At 69.5% G+C, this 8,092-nt stretch carries 7 protein-coding genes; 3 read left to right on the top strand and 4 right to left on the bottom strand.

The features are described 5' to 3' along the window. Positions 1 to 28: 28 nt before the first annotated feature. The 4 genes from AC5592_RS32980 to AC5592_RS32995 all read right to left on the bottom strand — a co-directional run bounded on the left by AC5592_RS32980 (position 29) and on the right by AC5592_RS32995 (position 4,364). Positions 29 to 646, bottom strand: a complete 618-nt coding sequence (locus tag AC5592_RS32980; protein WP_063066439.1) for a hypothetical protein — start codon at positions 644 to 646, stop codon at positions 29 to 31. Between the two features lie 103 nt (positions 647 to 749). Next, complete coding sequence (locus tag AC5592_RS32985) at positions 750 to 3,242, bottom strand: ABC transporter permease (protein ID WP_063066440.1); 2,493 nt, start codon at positions 3,240 to 3,242, stop codon at positions 750 to 752. Further along, positions 3,239 to 3,961: an ABC transporter ATP-binding protein gene (locus AC5592_RS32990; protein WP_051024809.1), complete on the bottom strand. Its 723-nt coding sequence runs from the start codon at positions 3,959 to 3,961 to the stop codon at positions 3,239 to 3,241. The genes AC5592_RS32985 and AC5592_RS32990 overlap by 4 nt, the downstream gene beginning before the upstream one ends. 82 nt (positions 3,962 to 4,043) lie before the next feature. Continuing rightward, positions 4,044 to 4,364, bottom strand: coding sequence for a hypothetical protein (locus AC5592_RS32995; RefSeq protein ID WP_051024815.1), 321 nt, complete (start codon positions 4,362 to 4,364; stop codon positions 4,044 to 4,046). Positions 4,365 to 4,548: 184 nt separating this feature from the next. On the opposite strand from AC5592_RS32995, the gene AC5592_RS33000 reads away from it, so the two are divergent. The 3 genes from AC5592_RS33000 to AC5592_RS33010 form a co-directional block, all read left to right on the top strand. Continuing rightward, positions 4,549 to 5,901: a sensor histidine kinase gene (locus AC5592_RS33000; RefSeq protein WP_051024810.1), complete on the top strand. Its 1,353-nt coding sequence runs from the start codon at positions 4,549 to 4,551 to the stop codon at positions 5,899 to 5,901. A 79-nt stretch (positions 5,902 to 5,980) separates the two neighbouring features. Continuing rightward, positions 5,981 to 6,634: a response regulator gene (locus tag AC5592_RS33005; RefSeq protein WP_036503922.1), complete on the top strand. Its 654-nt coding sequence runs from the start codon at positions 5,981 to 5,983 to the stop codon at positions 6,632 to 6,634. Positions 6,635 to 6,700: 66 nt separating this feature from the next. Continuing rightward, the coding region (locus AC5592_RS33010) for a serine/threonine-protein kinase (protein WP_371507562.1) at positions 6,701 to 8,092 on the top strand (1,392 nt) is incomplete at its 3' end.

The following is an 8,092-nucleotide window of genomic DNA, read 5'->3' on the forward strand; positions in this document are numbered from 1 at the left end:
GGCACCGACGACGCTGCGCCGACCCGAGTCACGTCCGCCAGACCGCGGTGAACTCGTACCACGGTCCGGCGAGGTGCCTCGCCGAGAAATCGTCGAATCCGGCCGGCCTGCCGTTCGGTGAGTAGGCCCACCCGCTGCTCGTGTCCAGCCCGAGCCCGCCCGCCTCGACGAAGTAGACGGCACCACCCGAATCCGCGCGCGCATAGGCGATGTCGAACCGCCCGATCTCGAAATTGCTCCGGACAGTGTCGGGCCCCGCCAGCAGCTCGCGGGCGACGCGTTCGAATTCCGGGCGCATCTCGTCGAATGTCGTTCGCGGCGCGAGGATCACCATCAGACCGGCGGCCAGCACGGTCACTGGTACGAGCAGCACCCACCACGACCATCGGCGGTCTCGTCCGAGCACGTACAGGGTGCGGACCGTCCACAGCACTGCCACGGCGGCGAGGAGGACCAGTGCCCCCGCCGCGGCGAGCAAGGGATCGGCCCACCGCATACTGCCGAATCGGGACGGCCACCAGCCGTAGTGCAAGCAGACCAGCACGGCGACGGCGAACACGGTGGCGGCGGCGGCGATCGGACCGGGTGGCTTCGCACCCGTATCCAGCGCGGACAAGGGCGGGCCGACGGCATCCGATTCGTCCATTCCGCCAATCTATCGGCCACCGGCCGCCGCACCGACCGACTCTCGGCCCGAAAGGGAGTAGTCCCGCGCGCCCGGCCGCGTGGGACTTCCCCTCCTGACTCGATCAGTCGACGGCGATGGCCTCGACGATCGGCATGCGGGCCGCGCGCAGCGACGGCGGAATCGAGCCGAGCAGGGCCAGCACCAGCGCGGCGACGGCGTAGACCAGCAACATGGGGCTCGGGCGATACACCACGTCGATGGTCATCGCGTGACCCATCGCCATGGTGGCCAGATATTGCACGGCCGCGCCGGTCACCAAACCCAGTGCGGCACCGGCCAATCCGATGCCGGCGGCCTCGGTGAGCACCGTGCGCAACAGGAATCGGCGGCTGGTGCCCATGGCGCGCAGCACGCCGAGTTCGCGGCGGCGTTCCAGGACCGACAGCATCAGCGTGTTCAGCAGTGCCGCGGTGGAGACCAGCACCACGATCCACAGGATCGAACCGGACAGCGACGTACCCTGCTGCACCCCTTGCGATACCGCCGCGAGCGCCTGCGCTCCGGTGTCCACGTGCAGACCGGGCGGCACCACCGCGCGGATCGCGTCGATCACGTGGGCCTTGTCGGCATCGGGTGCGAAGTTGACGCCGAGGATCGTTTCTCCCGGGCGGTCGTACCATTGCCGCAGGACGTCCAGATCCATCAGCACGATGCCCGACAGCGCCGAGAAGTACGGGATCACCCGCAGGACCCGCACGGAATGGATGCCGGTCGGCGTGGGCAGTTCGAGTTGCGCGCCCGCGCCGACGCCGAGGGAGCGTGCCACGTCGCGCGACAGCACCACGCCCTCGCCGGTCGACATCTGTTGCAACACATCGGGTCCCAGATCCGCGAGGACCGACGACCGGATATTGGACTGATAGGCCTGCAACATCACCCGATCGCTGCCCACGGTGGCGAAGGCCATCTGTGCCGATCCCACATCGGCGACACCGGGAACCCGCCGCACGGTCTCCTTCAGATCGGCGGGAAGCAAGGGCCCCGTGGGGAATTCGGCGAGCGAGGTGGGGCTGATGTAGGCGTCGCGGCGGCCGAGATCGGAGAACGAGTCCGTCGCCGAATCGACCAGATTGCTCGACGCACCGCCCATCGCGACTGTCGCGGTGACGCCGATCATCACCGTCATCGCCGTCGCCCAGACGCGACGCGGAGCCCGCTCGATGGTGGTCGCCCCCAGCGCGCCGGGCGCTCCGAAGATACGGGCCACCGCCGCGGCCAGGCGCACGATCGGGCCCATCGCGGCGAAACACAGCCCGACCGCGCCCGCGATGGACAGCGAGATCGCGGCCAGCGACGCCCGCCCCAGATCGGCGCGGGCGATGAAAATCGCGCCACCGACCATGACCAGGCCGCCCACCAGCGCCCCCCAGCGCAGCCACGGCCCCACCGCATCGGCCTTCGACACGCCGACCGGCGCCAGAGCTTCGATGGGTTGCACCTTGTAGACCTGGCGAGCCGCGATCGCGGCGGCGGCGACGCTGGCGAGCACGCAGGCCGCGATCGCGAACGGAATCGCGTATCCGGGCACCATGTATTCGGTGCGGGTGTCCACGGCCGCCACCATGGCCGAGGGAATCGTGTCGATCGACATGCGGCCGGCGAAGATCCCGACCACCGAACCGATCGCGCCGCCGATCAATCCGATGACGGCCGCCTCCACGATGAGATCACGCACCATCGGGCGCCGCCGCCCGCCGATCGCGCGCAGCAGCGACAGTGTCGGGCGGCGTTGTGCCACCGCCATACTCATCGCGTTGTAGATCAGGAAGCCCGAAACGATCAGCGCCGCAGCCGAAGCCATCGTCGTGGAGAAGCGGACGAGTTGGATCGCGCCGCTCGCCTGGGCGGTGCGCAGGCTCGGGTCGGCCACCACGGCACGGCCGTTCGCCAGTGTGGTCAGCGCCGAACGCAGCTGTCCGACATCGGTTCCCGGCTTCGGCACGATCTGGATGGAGTCGAGCATGCCCGTCCGTCCGGCGAGTTGCTGAGCGACGGGCAGCGTGGCGATGACGATGTGCCCGCTGTTGAGTTTGTGTGAGGTGGCGTCGTCGAGCACCCCGGCCACGGTCACCTGCCGGTTGCCCAGCGTGAAGGTGTCGCCCTCGTGCCGGCCCAGCCCCGCGCCGACGAGAACCCCGCCGGGAACCGACAGCAGTTTCGCCGCCTGCGCGCTCATCGCCCCGTTGAGATCGCTGCCGAGTGCGGAGACCGATGCGTCGGCGCCGATGAGCAGCGTGCGATCGGCCGGATTGCCGACCCCCGTGCGGATCATCGGCACCGCGGCCTCGACGCCGGGCACGGCGCGCACCTGCGATACCAGGTCCTGTCCGAATCCGCTCGCGGTGACGCCGGAGATCTCGAGTTGCGCCTTACCGCCCAGCGCCGAGGTCAGCCGGTCCACCGAACCGGTCACCGAACCGGAAATGCTGAGCACCGCCACCAGCAGTCCCGCCGAAACCCCCATGACCGCCATCGACATGGCGGTGCGGCCCTTGTGGGTGAACAGCTCTCCGATATTGAACAGCCGCAACCGATCCCAGCCGGCTGTGATCACGCGCGCACCACCTCGTCACCGTCGTGCACCTCACGGCCGCGCGCGGAAACCAGTTCGTCGGAACCGATGCGCCCGTCCCGCAGGGTGATCACGCGATCGCAGTATTCGACGGCCCCCATGTCGTGGGTGACCATCACCACCGAATTGCCGGCCCCGGAGATGTCGCCGAGCAGTTCCAGAATCGAGGCGCCGGTCTTGGAATCCAGATTGCCGGTGGGTTCGTCGGCGAGGATCAGCGGCGGGTCCATGATCAGCGCGCGAGCCACGGCCACCCGCTGCATCTGGCCGCCGGACAGTTCGGCGGGGCGATGTTCGGCGCGATCGGCCAGGCCCACCCGGTCGAGCAGTTCCAGCGCCCGCGGCTTGGCCTTGCGTAATCCGGTGCCGTCCAGCAGTTTCGGGACCGCGACGTTCTCCCACGCCGAGAGAGTGGGCAGCAGGTTGAAGAACTGGAAGACGAAACCCACTCGGTGACGGCGGAATTCGGATTGCCGGTTGTCGTCGAGGGAACCGATCTCCTCACCCCGGAAGGTGATGGATCCCGAATCCGGTGAATCCAACGCGCCGAGCAGATGCAGCAGCGTGCTCTTCCCGGAGCCCGACGGGCCGATGATGGAGGTGAATTCGCCCGCCTCGATGCGCAGGCTGATGGTGTCGAGGGCGCGAACCCGCTGTTCACCCACCCGGTATTCCTTGACTACGTCGGTCAATTCCAACATGGCGGTCGCCCCACCCTCTTTCTGCTGTCGGTCGCGGTGGCGGCGCGGGTTCGACTGCGCCGCAACCGGGTCGGATCGTCGCTCAGCGTGCCAGGGCCGGCTCCCGATGCCAATGCCGGACCTCGTGTGCGTCGAGCACGGCACGCAGTACCGGTTGTTCGGCGGCCAATTCCCGATAGGCCTCGCTCGGGGACTGTCCCTGCAGCTGGGCCTGGTCGAGTTTGGCGTGCAGGTGGTTGTCCCACCGATACCGCAGGGCGGCAAGCACTCCGGTGGGCCCGCCGAAGAGCCGATCGCACTCGGGCAGGTCGTAGAACAGGCCCGGCGTGGCCGGGTCGACGGCCGCGCGGGCGAGCACCTCGTGCAGGATTTCGGTACGAGCGTGCTGGTCTTGCCAAGTCATCGCACCCATCTCCTCGGGCCGGGTGTCCGAACCTCTCTGCCGGACACTGTGCGACTCACGCTACGGAGGCGCCACCGCGGATACGTCGTGCCGCAGACGAGACTTCGCGTCCTACCACGGTAGGAGCGTGAGCCCTTTCCGGGAACGATGCAGCGACCACCCGTCGGCGACTAGCCTGACTGTTATGGACCTGACCAGCGCCGACGACCGTGCGGAGGTATCGCCGCACGCACCCCGGCGCCCGGGCCGGGCACGCCTGGCGCTGGGGCGGGTCGCGCGGCGACTTCTCGACCTCGTGCACGATCCGGCCGGCACGCTGCGGCAGCGCGTCGAGGAGATGTCCTACGGCTATCCCGTCTCGGTGGTCGTCACCGCGGACGTCGCGGTCGTGGTGTCGGCGGTCGCGGCCGCGTCGCTGCGCAGCCAGTACTTCTCGACGGGGGTGCCCTTCCTCGCGGTGGCGCTGCTGTTCGCCTGCTATCCGCTGCTGTTCTTCTTCGATCTGCCCCCGAAGCCGGCGGTGTTCGGACTGTCCGCGCTCACCGCCCAGGCGCTGTTCCTGCTGCAGCCGGTCTCGCCCGACTGCTCGCCGCTGGTGTTGACCGTGATGGTCGGCATGATCGGGGCGATCGCGCCGAAACGGGTGAGCCTGTTCTGGATGATCGCCGCGGTCGCGGAGATGCTGATCTTCTACGCCCTGGGCTACGGCGAACTGGTGCAGGTGTACGTCGTCGCGATCGTGCTGGGCTGGATGGTCGGTCTGATGCTGCAATTCCAGCGGCAGTCGCTGGATCAGGAACGCGAGAATCAGGCCATCCGCTCCGCGCAGGCGGCCGACGACGAACGCCGCCGGATCGCCCGCGAGGTCCACGACGTGATCGCCCATTCCCTCAGCGTCACCCTGCTGCACCTGACCGCGGCCCGGCACGCGCTCGAGACCGATCGCGATGTCGACGAGGCCATCGACGCACTCGGCGATGCCGAGCGCCTCGGCCGCCAGGCGATGGCCGATATCCGGCACACCGTCGGCCTGCTCGATCAGCGCCCCTCCGCGCTGACGCCCGAACCGGGGCTCGAGGACATCGCCGACCTGGTCTCCGATTTCGTCGGCGCCGGACTGCCGGTGACCTACCACCTGACCGGCGACACCGCGGTGGTGTCCGCGTCGACGGGTCTGGCGCTGTATCGGATCAGCCAGGAATCGCTGTCGAATATCGCCAAACACGCTCCCGGCGCCCGAGCGTCCCTCGATATCGCCGTGCTGCCCGGCGAAGTGACCGTACGCGTGCGCAATACGCTGCCGCAGGGCCCGGCTCCGCGCACCGGCCGCGGGATGGGGATCAGCGGCATGCGCCAGCGCACGGCCACCCTGAACGGCAACCTGTCGGCCGGCCGATCGGGCGAGTACTGGCAGGTGCGTGCCCGCATCCCCCTCGCTCCCGACGAGGTCTGCCCGGTGAGCGGACTCGACGATCCTTTGACGATGGTGCGCGACGCGATCACCTCGCTCACCCGCAAACGCCAGGAGGACCGGTGAGAGTGTCCCGCAGACCACAGGAGGACATGTGAACCCGGGTCAGACCCCGCTCACCGAGACCGATACCGCCACCACCACCGTGCTCGTCGTCGACGATCAGGAACTCGTGCGGGGCGGGCTGCGCAGGATTCTGCGCCGCCGCGACGGCTTCGTGGTCACCGAATGCGGCGACGGCGACGAGGTGCCGGCCGCCTTGGCCGACCACCGTCCGGACGTGGTGCTGATGGATCTGCGAATGAAGCGGGTCGGCGGCATCGATGCGACGCGCCGGCTGCGGACCCGGCCGGACGCGCCGCCGGTGCTGGTACTCACCACCTTCGACGACGACCATCTGCTCTCGGGGGCGCTGCGGGCCGGCGCGGCCGGTTTCATCCTCAAGGACTCCCCCGCCGAGGATCTGATCCGCGCGGTCCGCACCGTGGCCGAGGGCGGCTCCTGGCTCGACCCGTCCGTCACCGGCCGGGTGCTCTCGGCCTATCGGACGGCGCGTCCGGTCCCCGCGGACACTCGCTCGCGCATGGCGGAGCTGACCGCGCGCGAGCTCGAGGTGCTGAAACTGATCGGCCGCGGGCGGGTCAACTCCGAGATCGCCGGCGAACTCGGCATCTCCGAAGTAACGGTAAAGAGCCACGTCGGACACATTTTCGGCAAGCTCGGGTTACGGGACAGGGCGGCCGCGATCGTGTTCGCGTTTGACCACGGCGTGGTCGCACCCGGAGAATCGGCGTTCTGAGGGGCAGGCAACCCGGTGCGGCGCCGGGCAGGTTGGCCACCTTGCCCAGGAGTTGGAGGTTCACCGGTGGATGTGCCGAGGTCACGGGTCGGCACCAGATTCGGCCCGTACGAGGTGCGCTCGCTGCTCGGTCGCGGTGGTATGGGCGAGGTGTACGAGGCGTTCGATACCGGTAGGGATCGCGTCGTCGCGCTCAAGATTCTGCCCGAACAGCTCGCCCAGGACGCGACGTATCAGGAACGCTTCCGCCGCGAATCGCAAGCGGCGGCGCGGCTGGCCGAACCACACATCATCCCGATCCACGACTGGGGTGAGACCGGCGGCTCTCTGTTCCTGGATATGCGGCTGGTGCGCGGTGAGAACCTGCGCACCCTGCTGCGCCGGCAGGGCAAGCTCGATACCGACCGCGCGGTGGCGATCGTCGAGCAGGTGGCCGCCGCGCTGGATGCGGCCCACGCCGCCGGGCTGGTCCATCGGGATGTGAAACCGGCCAATATCCTCGTCACCCCGGCCGACTTCGCGTATCTCACCGACTTCGGCATCGCCCGCGACGAGGGCGACAACCCGCACACCACCGGCAGCCACGCCGCCGGTTCCTACACCTACATGGCGCCGGAACGATTCGACTCCGGGCCCGTGACCGCCCGCGCCGACATCTATTCGCTGGCCTGTGTCCTGCACGAATGCCTCACCGGTGCGACGCCGTTCCCCGCCGAGAGCGTCAGCGTGCTGATCCGGTCGCACCTGTCGGAACCACCGCCGCGAGCCAGCGCCGCCCGCGCCGGCGTGCCCGAGGCGGTCGACGACGTGATCGCGCGCGCGATGGCGAAGGCGCCCGCCGACCGATATCAGACCGCCGGACAGTTCGCGGCCGCCGCCCGCGCGGCGCTGGGGCTGGGCGGGCGTGTGCCCGCCGACTCGGGCACCGTGGGGACGCCGTTCGATTCCGGGACACCGAAAGTGTTCGGCGCGGAACTGCTCGCCAACACTCCGCGCGGCGCGAACCCGTCCGACGGTCCCGACCCGGTGTCCGTGGCGGCGGCACGGGACAACGACTACCGCCGCACACCGGAGCCGACGACGTTCCAGCCGTTCGGACCGGACGGACCGACGATCGCGGCAAACTTCCAGCCACGCAGCTCCGCCGCCGCGGGTGAGACGGCCGCGGGCGGGGCAGCCGCATCCACGGAAGCCGCGAATGCCGGTGCGGCACAGCCTGTCTCAGCCCCTGCGGGAGCTGCCCCGGTCCAGAACACGGGCACGCTGCGCATCATCCCGCCGCCCAGCAAGGACGAGCGCGATACGTCCGGTGATCTGCCGATCATCCGGCCCGCCGATCCGACGCTGGTCGAACCGGGCGAATTCCACTTCACGCTGCCCGCCGAATCCGCTGCGGCGCAGTCGAAACCGGCGACGCTGCCGAGCCTGCCGATGCGCAAGCCGCCCGCGGCCGGGGCG

It is taken from the genome of Nocardia violaceofusca NBRC 14427 (assembly GCF_963869435.1).
Classification (GTDB): Bacteria; Actinomycetota; Actinomycetes; order Mycobacteriales; family Mycobacteriaceae; genus Nocardia; species Nocardia aobensis.